Annotated in this window: 12 protein-coding genes; 3 read left to right on the top strand and 9 right to left on the bottom strand. The window is 68.8% G+C overall.

Annotation, left to right across the window (positions count from 1 at the left end; genetic code table 11):
- Nucleotides 1-10 precede the first annotated feature (10 nt).
- From F624_RS0102775 to F624_RS33200, 3 genes are read left to right on the top strand one after another with little or no spacing between them, the layout of a single operon-like run.
- Nucleotides 11-3172 carry an efflux RND transporter permease subunit gene (locus F624_RS0102775; protein ID WP_019572732.1) on the top strand — a complete coding sequence of 1054 codons (3162 nt, stop codon included), beginning with the start codon at nucleotides 11-13 and terminating at the stop codon, nucleotides 3170-3172.
- A 20-nt stretch (nucleotides 3173-3192) separates the two neighbouring features.
- Nucleotides 3193-4707: an AdeC/AdeK/OprM family multidrug efflux complex outer membrane factor gene (gene adeC / locus F624_RS0102780; protein WP_019572733.1), complete on the top strand. Its 1515-nt coding sequence runs from the start codon at nucleotides 3193-3195 to the stop codon at nucleotides 4705-4707.
- Nucleotides 4704-5351 (top strand): TetR family transcriptional regulator, encoded by a 648-nt coding sequence (locus F624_RS33200; RefSeq protein WP_019572734.1) that lies wholly within the window; start codon nucleotides 4704-4706, stop codon nucleotides 5349-5351. The genes adeC and F624_RS33200 overlap by 4 nt, the downstream gene beginning before the upstream one ends.
- Here F624_RS33200 and F624_RS0102790 read toward each other — a convergent pair.
- The 9 genes from F624_RS0102790 to hscA form a co-directional block, all read right to left on the bottom strand.
- Nucleotides 5338-5667 (bottom strand): ferredoxin family protein, encoded by a 330-nt coding sequence (locus F624_RS0102790; protein ID WP_019572735.1) that lies wholly within the window; start codon nucleotides 5665-5667, stop codon nucleotides 5338-5340. The genes F624_RS33200 and F624_RS0102790 overlap by 14 nt on opposite strands.
- Nucleotides 5664-6974, bottom strand: coding sequence for an FAD-dependent monooxygenase (locus tag F624_RS0102795; RefSeq protein ID WP_019572736.1), 1311 nt, complete (start codon nucleotides 6972-6974; stop codon nucleotides 5664-5666). Before F624_RS0102795 ends, F624_RS0102790 begins: the two co-directional genes overlap by 4 nt.
- 28 nt (nucleotides 6975-7002) lie before the next feature.
- Nucleotides 7003-8118, bottom strand: coding sequence for an electron transfer flavoprotein subunit alpha/FixB family protein (locus F624_RS0102800; RefSeq protein WP_019572737.1), 1116 nt, complete (start codon nucleotides 8116-8118; stop codon nucleotides 7003-7005).
- A complete protein-coding gene (locus F624_RS0102805) occupies nucleotides 8115-8963 on the bottom strand; it encodes an electron transfer flavoprotein subunit beta/FixA family protein (protein ID WP_019572738.1) in 849 nt (282 codons plus the stop codon). Before F624_RS0102805 ends, F624_RS0102800 begins: the two co-directional genes overlap by 4 nt.
- Before the next feature lie 19 nt (nucleotides 8964-8982).
- Nucleotides 8983-9321, bottom strand: a complete 339-nt coding sequence (nifW, locus tag F624_RS0102810) for a nitrogenase stabilizing/protective protein NifW (RefSeq protein WP_019572739.1) — start codon at nucleotides 9319-9321, stop codon at nucleotides 8983-8985.
- Between the two features lie 4 nt (nucleotides 9322-9325).
- Nucleotides 9326-10156 (bottom strand): serine O-acetyltransferase, encoded by an 831-nt coding sequence (gene cysE / locus F624_RS32090; protein ID WP_019572740.1) that lies wholly within the window; start codon nucleotides 10154-10156, stop codon nucleotides 9326-9328.
- Nucleotides 10153-11304, bottom strand: a complete 1152-nt coding sequence (nifV, locus tag F624_RS0102820) for a homocitrate synthase (protein WP_019572741.1) — start codon at nucleotides 11302-11304, stop codon at nucleotides 10153-10155. Before nifV ends, cysE begins: the two co-directional genes overlap by 4 nt.
- Before the next feature lie 275 nt (nucleotides 11305-11579).
- Nucleotides 11580-11915, bottom strand: coding sequence for an ISC system 2Fe-2S type ferredoxin (fdx, locus tag F624_RS0102825; protein ID WP_019572742.1), 336 nt, complete (start codon nucleotides 11913-11915; stop codon nucleotides 11580-11582).
- Between the two features lie 13 nt (nucleotides 11916-11928).
- Nucleotides 11929-13803 carry a Fe-S protein assembly chaperone HscA gene (gene hscA / locus F624_RS0102830; protein WP_019572743.1) on the bottom strand — a complete coding sequence of 625 codons (1875 nt, stop codon included), beginning with the start codon at nucleotides 13801-13803 and terminating at the stop codon, nucleotides 11929-11931.
- Between the last annotated feature and the right edge of the window lie 5 nt (nucleotides 13804-13808).

Consider the following 13808-nt stretch of genomic DNA (forward strand, 5'->3'; position numbering starts at 1 on the left):
GAATCCCGTCATGGCACGTTTTTTCATCGACCGACCGATCTTCGCCTGGGTGCTGGCCATTGTGGTCATGCTCGCCGGGGCGATGTCCATCTACACCCTGCCGATTGCGCAATACCCCAGCATTGCGCCGCCGGCCATCGCCATCACGGCCAACTACCCCGGGGCCTCGGCCAAGACGCTGGAAGACACCGTCACCCAGATCATCGAGCAGAAGATGAAGGGGCTGGACCGGCTGAGCTACATGGCCTCGACCAGCGAGTCTTCGGGTCAGGTCACCATCACGCTCACCTTCGAGAACGGCACCAACCCCGACACGGCGCAGGTCCAGGTGCAGAACAAGCTCACCCTGGCCACGCCGCTGCTGCCGCAAGAGGTTCAGCAACAGGGCATCACCGTCACCAAGTCGGCCACCAACTTCCTCAATGTGCTGGCCTTCACGTCTGAAGACGGCAGCATGAATGGATCTGACCTGTCCGACTACGTGGCGGCCAATGTGCAAGAGGCGCTGAGCCGGGTCGAGGGCGTGGGCGACACCACCTTGTTCGGCTCGCAGTACGCCATGCGCGTGTGGCTCAACCCCGACAAGCTGATCAACTTCAACCTCACGCCGCTGGACGTCAAGAGCGCCATCCAGGCCCAGAACGCCCAGGTGTCCGCCGGCCAGCTCGGCGGCTTGCCCGCCGTCGGCGAGCAGCAGATCAACGCCACCATCACGGCCCAGACCCGCCTGCGCACCGCAGAAGAGTTCAGCAACATCCTGCTGCGTACGCGCACCGATGGCTCGCAGATCCGCCTGCGCGACGTGGCCCGCATCGAGCTGGGCAGCGAGGCCTACAACACCGTGGGCCGCTACAACGGCAAGCCCGCGGCCGGCCTGGCCATCAAGCTCGCCACCGGCGCCAACGCGCTGGACACCGTGCGCGCCATCGACGCCCGTGTGGCCCAGCTTGAGAAGTTCTTCCCCCCGGGCATGAAGGTGCAGAAGCCTTACGACACCACCCCCTTCGTGCGCATCTCGATCGAAGAGGTGGTGCGCACCCTGATCGAGGCCGTGGTGCTGGTGTTCCTGGTGATGTACCTGTTCTTGCAGAACTTCCGTGCCACCCTGATCCCCACCATCGCCGTGCCCGTGGTGCTGCTGGGCACGTTCGGGGTGCTGGCCGCCTGCGGCTTCACCATCAACACCCTGACCATGTTCGCCATGGTGCTGGCCATCGGTCTGCTGGTGGACGATGCCATCGTGGTGGTCGAGAACGTGGAGCGCGTGATGAGCGAAGAGAGGCTGTCGCCGCTTGAAGCCACCCGCAAGTCCATGGGCCAGATCTCGGGCGCCCTGGTGGGCGTGGCCCTGGTGCTGGCGGCGGTGTTCGTGCCCATGGCCTTCTTCAGCGGCTCCACCGGCGTGATCTACCGCCAGTTCTCCATCACCATCGTGTCGGCCATGACCTTGTCGGTGCTGGTGGCCATGGTGCTCACCCCGGCCCTGTGTGCCACCCTGCTCAAGCCCATGGCGGCGGGCCATGTGCTGGCCGACACCGGCTTCTTTGGCTGGTTCAACCGCACCTTCGACCGTGGCAACCGCGGCTACCAGGGCGTGGTGCGGCGCATGCTGGGCCAGCGCAAGCGCTACATGCTGGGCTATGCCGTGGTGCTGGCGCTGGTGGTGCTCGGTTTCACCAAGCTGCCGGTGGGCTTCTTGCCTGACGAAGACCAGGGCACGCTGTTTGCCATCGTGCAGTTGCCGCCGGGCGCCGCCCAGTCGCGCACCGATGACGTGTTGCGCCAGGTCGAGCACCACTTCCTGGAAGACCAGAAAGAAGCCGTGGCCGGCATTTTCTCGGTGGCCGGCTTCAGCTTTGCCGGCAGCGGCCAGAACATGGGCTTTGCCTTCGTCAAGCTCAAGCCCTGGGACGAGCGCACCGCCCCCGGCCTCAGCGTGACCGATGTGGCGGCCAAGGCCGGTGCCTTTTTTGGCACGGTGCGCGACGCCCGCATCTTCGCCTTTGCGCCGCCGGCCGTGTCCGAGCTCGGCAATGCCACGGGCTTTGACCTGATGCTCAAGGACGAGGCCAACCTCGGCCACGAAGCCCTGACCCAGGCACGCAACCAGCTGCTGGGCGAGCTGATGGCCGACAAGCGCCTGGTCGCCGTGCGCCCCAACGGTCTGGAAGACACGCCGCAATACCGCCTGGAGGTCGATACCCACAAGGCCGGCACCCTGGGCGTGGCCATGACCGACATCAACAACACCATCTCCACCGCCCTGGGCAGCAGCTATGTCAATGACTTCATCGACAAGGGCCGCGTGAAGAAGGTGATGTTGCAAGGCGAGGCACGCTACCGCATGCTGCCCAGCGACGTGGACCGCTGGTATGTGCGCAACAGCGACGGCAACATGGTGCCCTTCAGCGCGTTCTCCAAGGCCAGCTGGACCTCGGGCTCGCCTCGTCTGGAGCGCTACAACGGCGTGCCCTCGATGGAAGTGCTGGGCATGGCCATGCCGGGCTCGGCCTCCAGCGGACAGGCGATGGACATCGTCGAGGCCGCCGTGGCCAAGCTGCCCGCGGGCATTGGCTACGAATGGACCGGCCTGTCGCGCCAGGAGAAGGCCTCCAGCGGCCAGACCACCATCCTTTACTCGCTGTCGATCCTGATCGTGTTCCTGGCCCTGGCCGCGCTGTACGAGAGCTGGGCCATCCCCTTCTCGGTGATCCTGGTCGTGCCGCTGGGCGTTTTTGGCGCCTTGCTCAACGCCTTCCTGAACTGGCACATGAACGATGTGTACTTCCAGGTCGGCCTGCTGACCACCATTGGCCTGGCCTCCAAGAACGCCATCCTGATTGTCGAGTTCGCCAAGGAGCTGCATGCGGCCGGCAAGAGCCTGGCCGAGGCCGCCCTGGAGGCCGCACGCCTGCGCCTGCGCCCCATCCTGATGACCTCGCTGGCCTTTATCCTGGGCGTGCTGCCCATGGTGCTGGGCAGCGGGGCGGGGGCGGGCGCCCAGCATGCGCTGGGCGGCGCGGTGATCGGCGGCATGCTGTCCGGCACCCTCCTGGCGATCTTCTTCGTGCCCTTGTTCTATGTCGTGGTCGTGGGCTTTTTCGGGCGCAAGCGGGCCACCCCTGCCCAGCCGGCCCTGGCCCCCGCCAGCCCGGCAGGTGCCCATCACTGACACACCCTGAGGACATCACCATGAACCTGTACCGTTCCCCTCTGGGCCGCCCCTCGTTGGCGCCCCGGGCCCTGCTGGCCCCCGTGGCCCTGGCGGTCTTTCTGTCGGGCTGCAGCCTGATGCCAGCCTATGAGCGCCCCCAGGCCCCCGTGCCCGAGCGCTTCGCGGGCGACACCCGCGACACCCGCGGCACTGGCGCCGCGCAAGCCGTGGCCGACATCGGCTGGCGCGACGTCTTCACCGACCCCTCGCTGCGCGCCGTCATCGAGCTGACGCTGGCCAACAACCGCGATCTGCGGGTGGCCGTGCTGAACATCGAGAAGGCGCGTGCCCAGTACGGCGTGCAGCGTGCCGCGCTGCTGCCCTCGGTCAACGCCAGCCTGGGCGAGACGGCCAGCCGCACCCCGGCCGATCTGTCGGCCACCGGCCGCACCGTCACGGGCCAGAGCTACAGCGCCTCGCTGGGCTTCAGCGCCTATGAGCTCGACCTGTTCGGCCGGGTGCGCAGCCTGAGCACCCAGGCGCTCGAATCCTTCATGGCCACGGCCGAGGCCAGGCGCAGCACCCAGATCAGCCTGGTGGCCGAGGTGGCCACCGCCTACCTCACCCTGGCCAGCGACCAGGAGCGCCTGAAGCTCGCGCAGGACACCCTGCTCAGCCAGACCGCCACCTACCAGCTCAACCAGCGCAGCTTCGAGCTGGGCGTCAGCTCGGCCCTGACTCTGCGCCAGTCGCAGACCAGCGTCGAGTCGGCGCGGGTGGATGTCGAGAAATACAGCACCCAGGTGGCCCAGGACCGCAATGCCCTGGCCTTGCTGATGGGCACCGAACTGCCCGATCGCCTGCTGCCCACGGGCCTGCCCGACAGCGTGGCCGTGGCGGCCAACCCCCTGGCCCAGGTGCCGCCCGGTTTGTCGTCCGATCTGCTGCAGCGCCGCCCGGACATCTTGCAGGCCGAGCGCAATCTGCGCGCCGCCAACGCCAACATCGGCGCTGCGCGGGCCGCCTTCTACCCGCGCATCAGCCTCACGGCGAGCGCGGGCAGCTCCAGCGCCAGCCTGTCGGGGCTGTTCAAGGGCGGCTCGGGGGCCTGGACCTTCGCGCCCCAGGTCTCACTGCCGATCTTCAATGCCGGCGCCAACGAGGCCAACCTCAGCATCGCCAAGACCGATCGCGATCTTTACGTGGCCCAGTACGAAAAAGCCATCCAGAGCGCCTTCAAGGAGGTCTCCGATGCCCTGGTGCAGCGCACCGGCATCGACCGGCAACTGTCGGCCCAGACCGCATTGGTGGGCGCGGCCGATGACGCCTACCGCCTTTCGCAGGCCCGCTTCAAGCGCGGGGTGGACAGCTACCTCAACGAGCTCGATTCGCAGCGCACCCTCTATGCGGCCCAGCAGAACCTGATCGGCTTGCGCCTGTCGCAGCAGTCGAACCTGATCACTTTCTACAAGACCCTGGGCGGTGGCTGGGTCGAGAACACGGGCCAGCCGGTGGCCACCCTGCCGGCCACCGACAGCACCCCGTCGCCATGAAACGCAGCCGCGCCGGTGCGCTGCGCACGCGTGAAGCCATCCTGGCCGCGGCCCTGCAGGCCTTTGCCCGGCATGGCATCAGCGGCGCCAGCTTCCAGCATGTGGCCGAGCTGGCGGGTGTCACGCGGGGGGCCGTCTACTGGCATTTCACCGACCGGGTCAGCCTGCTGCGCGAGGTGTTCCTGGGCCTGCAATGGCCGCTCGACATCGGCCCCGACCTGCAGCCCTATCTGCAGTGCCACAACCCCCTGGCCCTGCTGCGCGAAACCCTGGCGCAGCGCATCGATCGCTGCCTGGCCGACCCCCGCCAGCGCAGCCTGGTGGCCCTGCTGCTGTCCCAACAGCGCTGCAGCCCCATGCCGCCCGAGCTGCCCCCCGATCTGGTGGCGCAGCTGGAGCGGCAGGTGGCCGATGCCTCGGTCCGCCTGGTGGAGGTCTGCGCGCTGGCCGAGGCGCGCGGCCTGCTGCGGGTGGGCTGCCAGCCGCAGGTCCTGGGCTCATGCCTGCATGCGCTGGCGCTGGACTGCCTGCGTGGCCACTGCCTGGCCTGGGCGGGTGGGTCAGGTACTTGGGCTGCTGGAGCCCTGCAGCACCGCCAGGCCATCGCCTGGCTGCTGCAGGGGGCGGCCCTCAGCCAAACTTGAACAGAATGCCGTGCCCGCCGCGCGGGTACTCCCAGTCGACGTTGGAGAACTCGCTGCACAGGATGCGGCAGCTGCCGCACTCCAGGCAGCCGTCGGTGATCAGGGTCACGCTGCCATTGCCCTCGGTCTTGTAGCAGGAGGCCGGGCACACAAAGGTGCAGCTCTTGCTGGCGCAGGCATGGGTGCAGATGTCGGCATCCTTGATGCGGATGTGGGGCCGCCCGGCGTCCACCTTGTAGCGGTTCTGGAAGAGCTTTTCTTCCACGTTCACGGTGATGGGGCCGGGGTTGGGGTTGGTGTTGGTGTTGGGGTTCATCGGAAAGCCCTCCAGATCTTGAATGCGTCGCCCACCAGGCCGGTCAGCGAACGGGTCTTGCGGAAGCTGGAGAGGATCTCGCGCTCCTTGGTCTTCTTGTCCACGCCATCCACCGTGATCATGGTGCGGGCGGCGCGGGCCAGCAGGTCGGGGTAGGTGGTGAAGAACTGCGGGTTCTGGTGCAGAACCGCGGGCATGTCGCGGTACTTGTGCAGGTCTTTCATGACAAAGCTCTCGTCCAGCGCCGCCTTGTAGCCCTTCAAGGCGTTTTCGCGGAAGCCCTGGCCGGCGGCCTTGGCCTGGATCACCGTCTCGGCGGCCAGGCGCCCCGTGGTCATGGCCAGGTTCGAGCCCTCGCGGTGGGCCGCGTTCACAAAGCCGCCCGAGTCGCCCACGATCATCCAGCCGTGTCCATACACCTTGGGGATGGCGTGAAAGCCGCCTTCCGGGATCAGGTGGGCGCAGTATTCCTTCATCTCGCCGCCTTCGATCAGCGGTGCAATCGAGGGGTGGCGCTTCATCTGCTCCAGCAGCACGTAGGGGCTGGTGCGGTTCGGGTTGCCCGTGAAGTCGCTCAGCATGCAGCCCACGCCGATGGTGATGGACTCCTTGTTGGTGTACAGAAAGCCGGTGCCCATCATGCCGTCGGTGATGCGCCCCACCATCTCGATCACCACCCCCGACTCCTCGCCCACGTTGAAGCGCTGGCGTATCGTCTCCTCGGGCATGAACAGGATCTCTTTTACCGCCAGGGCCACGTTGCTCGACTTGATCTCGCCGTGGAAGCCCGCCTTGCGCGCCAGGGTCGAGTTCACGCCGTCGGCCAGGATCACCACGTCGGCGTACACATCGCCCTGTTCGCGGTCGCACTGCACGCCCACCACCTGGTCACCGTCCATGATCAGGTGGTTCACCGTGGTCTCGCAGATCAGCAGGGCGCCGGCCTCGCGCACCTTGGCGTTGAACCACTTGTCGAACTGCGCCCGGATGATGGTGTAGCGGTTGTACGGGGGCTTGTTGTAGTCCTCGCTGCGGATGTGGGTGCCGACAAAAGAGCTTTCGTCCAGCATCCACATGCGCTGCTCGATGATGTGGCGCTCCAGCGGCGCGTCGTCGCGGAAATCCGGAATGATCTCCTCCAGCGCCTTGGCGTACAGGATCGCACCCTGCACGTTCTTGCTGCCCGGGTATTCACCACGTTCGATCTGCAGCACCTTCAGGCCGGCCTTGGCCAGGGTGTAGGCGCAGGCGTTGCCCGAGGGGCCCGCACCCACCACGATGGCGTCGAATTGAGAGGGTTTTTTCATGATCTGCCCTTGGTGTGATTGGCGCCGCTCAGGCGGCCTGGCGCCGGTGGTTGGCGAAATGGCCCGCAAAGGCCTGCGTCAGCGCCGGCAGCACCTGCATGGCGTTGCCCACGATGCCGTAGTGCGCAAATTCGAAGATCGGCGCATTCGGGTCGGTGTTGATGGCCACGATCACGTCCGAGGCCTCCATGCCCACCCGGTGCTGGATGGCCCCCGAGATGCCTGCCGCGATGTACAGCTTGGGCCGCACTGTCTTGCCGGTCTGGCCCACCTGGCGCTCGGCCTCCACCCAGCCCGCCTGCACGCAGGGGCGGGTGGCCCCCACCTCGCCGCCCAGCACCCGGGCCAGCTCGAACACCAGCTTGAAGTTGTCGGGGTTCTTCAGCCCCTTGCCCCCGCTCACGATCACGTCGGCATAGGGCAGATTGACCTGCTGGCTGTTGGCGTCGGCAATGAAGTCCAGCAGCTTGGTCACGATCTGGGTCTCCACCATGCCCAGGGTCTCTTGCGTGATCTCGCCGCTGCGCGTGGCGTCGATCTGCGGCATGGCCATCACGCGGGGCCGCACCGTGGCCATCTGCGGCCGGTAGGCCAGGGTCATGATGGTGCACAGCAGTGAGCCACCGAAGGTCGGGCGGGTGGCGGCCAGGGCGCGCGAGACGGGGTCGATCTTCAGCTCGGTGCAGTCGGCGGTCAGCCCGGTCAGCAAGGTGGTGGCCACCGAGCCCGCCAGGTCGCGCCCCATGGAGGTGGCGCCCAGCAGCAGGATCTCGGGCTGGTGCTTGTTGACCAGGTCGGTCAGGCCCTTGGTGAAGGGCTCGTTGCGGTAGCCTTTGAGCACCGGGTCGTGCATCACATAGGCCTTGTCGGCGCCCATGGTGAAGGCCTCGGCGGCAAACTTCTCCAGGGCTTCGTCGTCGCCACCCAGGATCACCGCGCCCACGCTGCTGCCCAGGGTGTCGGCCAGCTTGCGCGCCTCGCCCAGCAGCTCCCAGGACACGCTGTGCACATGGCCCCGGTCGTGTTCGATGAACACCCACACGCCCTTGTAGGCCTTCAGGTGCTCGGGCAGCTCCAGGTTGCGGCCTCGGCCGGCGGGACGGGCCGCGGTGGCGGGGGCGGCGGAAGGTGTGGGCGTGCTCATGTCAGCTCCTTCATCAGCAGATCGGATTCGAGCGTGGGGTGGCGGGTGAAAATCTTCTGGATCAGGTTCAGCGACACGTCGCGCAGGCTGGAGGTCTCCAGTTCCAGCATGTCGGCCTTCTCGCTGCGGGGCGTGGGGCCGAACACCTTGCTCACCACCGTGGGCGAGCCCTTCAGGCCGATCTTGGCCGGGTCTTCGATGCCGGCCTGCTCCTTGTTCCATTTGCGCACCGGGTAGGCCGCGGCGTGGATCATGGCGGGCAGGTTGGCAAAGCGCATCTCGTTGGTGTTTTCGAGCATCGTGATCAGGCAGGGCAGGGCGGTTTTCAGCACCTGCACCCCGCCTTCGGCGCGCCGCTCCACCGTGATGGTGCGGTTCACCAGATCGGTTTCGATGATGCGCGACACATAGGTCAGCAGCTGCAGGCCCAGGCGCTTGGCAATGCCCGGCCCCACCTGGGCGGTGTCGCCGTCGATGGTCTGCTTGCCGGTGAACACGATGTCCACCGCCTGCTCGCGGGCCAGCTGGCGCACGCCGGCCGCCAGGGCATACGAGGTGGCCAGGGTGTCGGCACCGGCAAAGGCCCGGTCGGTCACCAGCACCGCGTCGTCAGCCCCGAAGCCGATGCACTTGCGCAGCGCATCCTCGGCCTGCGGCGGGCCCATGCACAGCATGGTCACCTTGCCGCCCAGCTTGTCCTTGAGGCGCAGCGCCTCTTCCAGCGAGAACAGGTCGTAGGGGTTGACGATGGCCGGCACCCCCTGGCGCATGATGGTGTTGGTCACCGGGTGGACCCGGATCTGCGCCGAGTCCGGAACCTGCTTGATACAGACGACGATGTGCATGGCTTGCCTCTCCTTGGGTTTATGCGGCGGTGCGCGGGGTCATGGATGCGCGCAGCCGGTCCAGCGGGACATGCTGCGTGCCCTGGGTGTCCTGAAACACCTTGAACACCTTCTCCTGCGCCGGCGTCGAGTGCACGAAGTCGGCATAGGCCTGGGCCAGCAGATCCCGGTACACCGTGAACAGCTTCACCTCGTCGCTGGTGGGCGCGGCGGACTGCTGCCGGATGTACTGGAAAAAGCGCTTCAGGATGTGCAGGCGGCTCACGTTGACCACCTTCTGGTCAAAGGGCACGCCGAAGAATTCAAGAAAGTCCTCGGCCGAGGACAGCGACTTGAGTTGCATGAGCAGGTCTTCCATGGGTTCACTCCTCGGTCGGACAGGGTTGGGGACGGGGCTGGGAATCGGCTCCGGGGGGCAGGGTGTGGGGCAGTTGGGCGCCGTCGCACCGGGCGCAGGCGCTGTCAGGGCGCTGGGCCTGGGCAGGGCCCGTCGGGGCGCTGGCCGCCTCCAGCCGCGCCACGCGGTCCAGCAGGCAGGACACGGCCTTGCCCAGCGGGTCGGGGATCAGGTGGTGGTTCAGGTCGAAGCCATGCGGCGCATCGCGCCGGCGCGCCACCACCCGCCCGGGGATGCCGACCACGGTGGCGCCCGCGGGCACCGGCTCGATCACCACCGAGTTGGCGGCGATGCGGGCGTCGTCACCCACCTCGATGGCGCCCAGGATCTTGGCGCCGGCCCCCACCACCACCCGGTGGCCCAGCGTGGGGTGGCGCTTGCCGGCGCGCCAGGTGGTGCCGCCCAGGGTCACGCCGTGGTACAGGGTCACGTCGTCGCCGATCTCGGCGGTCTCGCCGATCACCACCCCGGCGCCGTGGTCGATGAAGAAGCGCTGGCCGATGCGCGCCCCGGGGTGGATGTCCACCTGCGTCAGGGCCCGGGCCACAAAGGCCATCCAGCGCGGCAGGTAGCGCCAGCCGCGCTGCCACAGGGCGTGTGCCACGCGGTGCCAGGCCACGGCATGCACGCCGGGGTAGATCGTCCACACCTCGAGCCGGTTGCGCGCGGCGGGGTCGCGGGCCAGCACGCAGTCCACATCGGCCCGCAGGCTGGCCCACCAGCCCGGCGGCTGGGCCGGGGTCGCCGCCGGGGCCTGGGCCGGCTCGGGCAGCGGCGGGGTGAGGCTGGTGTTCATGCCGGCACCGCCTTCAGGCCCGCCAGCGCCGGGCCTTCGCTGAGAAAGCGCACCAGGTCGGCGGCATTGGGCTCGCGCTTCACGCGCACCGCGTGTTCGCGCACGCGGGCCAGCAGGTGGCTGGCCAGCGGGCCATCCTCCACCTCCACCCCCAGGGCGCTGTAGGCCTGGCGCACCGCATGGGCGCCCGAGTGCTTGCCCAGCACCGTGCGGCGCTGGCGGCCCAGCTCGGCGGGGTCAAAGCTCTCGTAGGTGCTGGCGTTCTTCAGCAGGCCATCGATGTGGATGCCCGACTCGTGGGTGAACACCGCCTCGCCCACGATGCTCTTGTTGAAGGCCACGCTGCGCCCCGAGGCCTGCTCCACCAGGCGCGAGATGCCCAGCAGCGCGCGCGTGTCGATGCCGGTCTGCCCCTGGTGCAGGTGGCGCAAGCCCATCACCACCTCTTCGAGCGCCGCGTTGCCGGCCCGCTCGCCCAGGCCGTTGACGGTGGTGTTGGCGTGGCTGGCCCCGGCCCGCAGGCCGGCCAGGGTGTTGGCGGTGGCCAGGCCCAGGTCGTCGTGGGCGTGGACTTCGATCTCCAGCTCCACCGCGGCGCGCAGGCGGGCAATCGCCTCGTGGGTGGCAAACGGGTCCAGCACGCCCAGCGTGTCGGCAAAGCGGATGCGGCGCGCCCCGCAGGCCTGGGCGCGGCGGGCCACCAGGTCGAGAAAATCGGGGTCGGCGCGCGAGGCGTCTTCGGCCCCCACCGAGATGTGCCGGCCGCTGGCCACGGCCAGTTCCAGCACTTCGGTCATCTGGCGCAGCACCGCCTCACGCGATTGGCGCAGCTTGTGCTGCAGGTGGATGTCCGACACCGGGATCGACAGATGGATGATGTCGGCCCCGGTGCGCAGCGCCTGGTGCAGATCGCCCCGGGTCATGCGGCCCCACACCATCAGGCGCACCGGCAGGCCCAGGGCCACGATGGCTTCGATGCTGGCCAGCTCTTCCTGGCCCATGGCCGGGATGCCGATCTCCATCTCGGGCACACCGGCCTGGGCCAGCGCGCTGGCAATCGCGCATTTCTCGGCATCGGTGAACGCCACGCCGGCGGTCTGTTCGCCGTCGCGCAAGGTGGTGTCGTTGATCACTAGCGAGGAGGTCATGGATGAGGTCCTTCCTGCCCCTTCTTCGCAAAGCGCGTGCCATGGCCCACAGCCTGCAAACCCGACACGCTTGGGCTGCTGCAGGGCCTGTTGTCGGCCTGCAAAGCCCGCCGTCGGCGGCTTGCGATGTCGGGAATGTGCTGTTTGCAACACGCCGCCCGGCAGGGCCACGACAGTGCTGAAATGCAGGCGTGCCAAAGCAGCAAGGGCCGGCATGGCCGGCCCTTGTGCACAGGGAGGGGTTGGGTGCGAGGTGTGGCCCAGGCCCTGCGGCTTCAGGCCTCGCGGGCGTGGTTGCGTGTGTGGCGCGGCAGCTCGATCACCAGGTCGGTGTCGCGCACCTTCACGCAACAGGCCAGGCGCGACTGGGCGTCCAGGCCCCAGGCGTTGTCGAGCTGGTCGTTTTCCTCATCGTCGGGCGGCGCCAGCGAATCGGCGCCGCTGCGCACATGCACGTGGCAGGTGGCGCAGGCCGCCACCATCTCGCAGGCGTGCTCGATGGCAATGCCGGCCTCCAGCAGGCCACGGCACAGCATGGCACCACGGCGCATGTCCAGCGTGCGGCCCTCGGGGCACAGGTCGGGGTGGGGCAGCAGGGTGATCTGGGGCATGGCGGGCCCACCCTCAGCTCAGGCTGTCGATCAGCTGGCCCGATAAGGCGCGCTGGATCGAGGCGTTCATGCGCCGGGCCGCAAACTCGGCAGTCTCTTGCGACAAGGCCTCGCTGGCCTCGCGCAGGCGCTCCAGCGGGGCCTCGGTCTCCAGGTGATCGGCCAGTCGGTACAGGGCCTGGCGCACCCGGGCCAGCTCGGCCGCGTTCAGCAAGGCCTGGTCCTGGGCCAGCGCGCCCTCGGTGGCGTCCAGCAGGCGCCGGGCGTCCACCTGGGCTTCGCGCAGGGCGCGCAACTGCATGTCGGCGCGGGCCGCGCCCACCGCGTCCTGCAGCATGGCCGCGATCTGGCTGTCCTGCAGCCCGTACGAGGGCTTGACCTCGACATGGGCCTGCACCCCGCTGGTCTGCTCGCGCGCGCTCACCGACAGCAGGCCATCGGCATCGATCTGGAAGGTCACCTGGATGCGCGCCGCCCCGGCCACCGCCGGCGGGATGCCGCGCAACTCGAAACGCGCCAGGCTGCGGCACTCGGCCACGCTGTCGCGCTCGCCCTGCACCACGTGCAGGGCCATGGCGGTCTGGCCGTCCTTGAAGGTGGTGAACTCCTGGGCCCGCGCCACCGGCAGGGTGGAGTTGCGCGGGATGATCTTCTCCACCAGGCCGCCCATGGTCTCCAGCCCCAGCGACAGCGGGCACACGTCCAGCAGCAGCCAGGGGTCCTGGCGGCCATTGCCGGCCAGCACGTCGGCCTGCATGGCCGCCCCCAGGGCCACCACCTGATCGGGGTCGATGTCGGCCAGCGGGGCCCGGCCAAAAAAGGCCTGCACCGCGTCGCGCGCCAGTGGCATGCGGGTCGATCCGCCCACCAGCACCACGCCGTCCAGCTCGTCGGCCTTCAGGCCGGCGTCGCGCAGCGCGCGGCGCGAGGCCTGCAGGGTGCGCTCGATCAGCGCCTGGCCCAGCGTGGCAAAGCCGGCCCGCGTCAACTGGGCCTGCAGCGGCGGGGCGCCCTCCAGGGCCAGGTTCATGAGCGCCTCAGGCGCGTCGCTCAGGGCCTCCTTGGTGGCGCGGGCCGCGGCCAGCAGGCCGCGTTGCAGGCCGGGCGCCAGGGTGGCGGGGGCCCCCAGCGCGTGCTGGGTGCAGAACCACTGGGCGATCACGGCGTCAAAGTCGTCGCCGCCCAGGGCCGAATCGCCCCCGGTGGCCAGCACCTCGAACACGCCCTGGCTCAGGCGCAGCACCGAGATGTCGAAGGTGCCGCCGCCCAGGTCGTAGATGGCGAAGGTGCCCTCGGCCCGCTTGTCCAGCCCGTAGGCAATGGCGGCCGCCGTGGGCTCGTTGAGCAGGCGCAGCACGTTCAGGCCGGCCAGCCGGGCCGCATCCTTGGTGGCCTGGCGCTGGGCGTCGTCAAAGTACGCCGGCACCGTGATCACCACGCCCGACAGCGGCCCGCCCAGCGTGGCCTCGGCCCGCTCGCGCAGGGCGCCCAGGATGTCAGCCGACACCTGCACCGGCGAGCGCTCGCCCGCGGCGGTGGCCAGGCTCACCATGCCGGGGCGGTCCAGGAATTCATAGGGCAGCGAGCTGGCCTCGCGCAGGTCGGCCAGGCGCCGGCCCATGAAGCGCTTGACCGACACCACCGTGTTGCGCGGGTCGCTGGCCTGCAGGGCCTGGGCCTCGTGCCCCACGCAAGGTGTGGCCTCGGCCTGGTAGCGCACGACCGAGGGCAGCAGGTAGCGGCCCTGGGCATCGGCCAGGGCGCGGGGCAGGGCGCTTTGCACGGTCGCAATCAGCGAGTTGGTGGTGCCCAGGTCGATGCCGGCGGCCAGCACGTGCTGATGGGGCGCGGCGCTCTGGCCGGGTTCGGTGATTTGCAACAGGGCCATGGCGC

It is taken from the genome of Curvibacter lanceolatus ATCC 14669 (assembly GCF_000381265.1).
Lineage (GTDB): Bacteria > Pseudomonadota > Gammaproteobacteria > Burkholderiales > Burkholderiaceae_C > Curvibacter > Curvibacter lanceolatus.

Excerpts from the sequence above, each read along its gene's own strand:
- F624_RS0102775 (WP_019572732.1), top strand. The coding sequence starts at position 11 with ATGGCACGTTTTTTCATCGACCGACCGATCTTCGCCTGGGTGCTGGCC.
- adeC (WP_019572733.1), top strand. The coding sequence starts at position 3,193 with ATGAACCTGTACCGTTCCCCTCTGGGCCGCCCCTCGTTGGCGCCCCGG.
- F624_RS33200 (WP_019572734.1), top strand. The coding sequence starts at position 4,704 with ATGAAACGCAGCCGCGCCGGTGCGCTGCGCACGCGTGAAGCCATCCTG.
- F624_RS0102790 (WP_019572735.1), bottom strand. The coding sequence starts at position 5,667 with ATGAACCCCAACACCAACACCAACCCCAACCCCGGCCCCATCACCGTG.
- F624_RS0102795 (WP_019572736.1), bottom strand. The coding sequence starts at position 6,974 with ATGAAAAAACCCTCTCAATTCGACGCCATCGTGGTGGGTGCGGGCCCC.
- F624_RS0102800 (WP_019572737.1), bottom strand. The coding sequence starts at position 8,118 with ATGAGCACGCCCACACCTTCCGCCGCCCCCGCCACCGCGGCCCGTCCC.
- F624_RS0102805 (WP_019572738.1), bottom strand. The coding sequence starts at position 8,963 with ATGCACATCGTCGTCTGTATCAAGCAGGTTCCGGACTCGGCGCAGATC.
- nifW (WP_019572739.1), bottom strand. The coding sequence starts at position 9,321 with ATGGAAGACCTGCTCATGCAACTCAAGTCGCTGTCCTCGGCCGAGGAC.
- cysE (WP_019572740.1), bottom strand. The coding sequence starts at position 10,156 with ATGAACACCAGCCTCACCCCGCCGCTGCCCGAGCCGGCCCAGGCCCCG.
- nifV (WP_019572741.1), bottom strand. The coding sequence starts at position 11,304 with ATGACCTCCTCGCTAGTGATCAACGACACCACCTTGCGCGACGGCGAA.
- fdx (WP_019572742.1), bottom strand. The coding sequence starts at position 11,915 with ATGCCCCAGATCACCCTGCTGCCCCACCCCGACCTGTGCCCCGAGGGC.
- hscA (WP_019572743.1), bottom strand. The coding sequence starts at position 13,803 with ATGGCCCTGTTGCAAATCACCGAACCCGGCCAGAGCGCCGCGCCCCAT.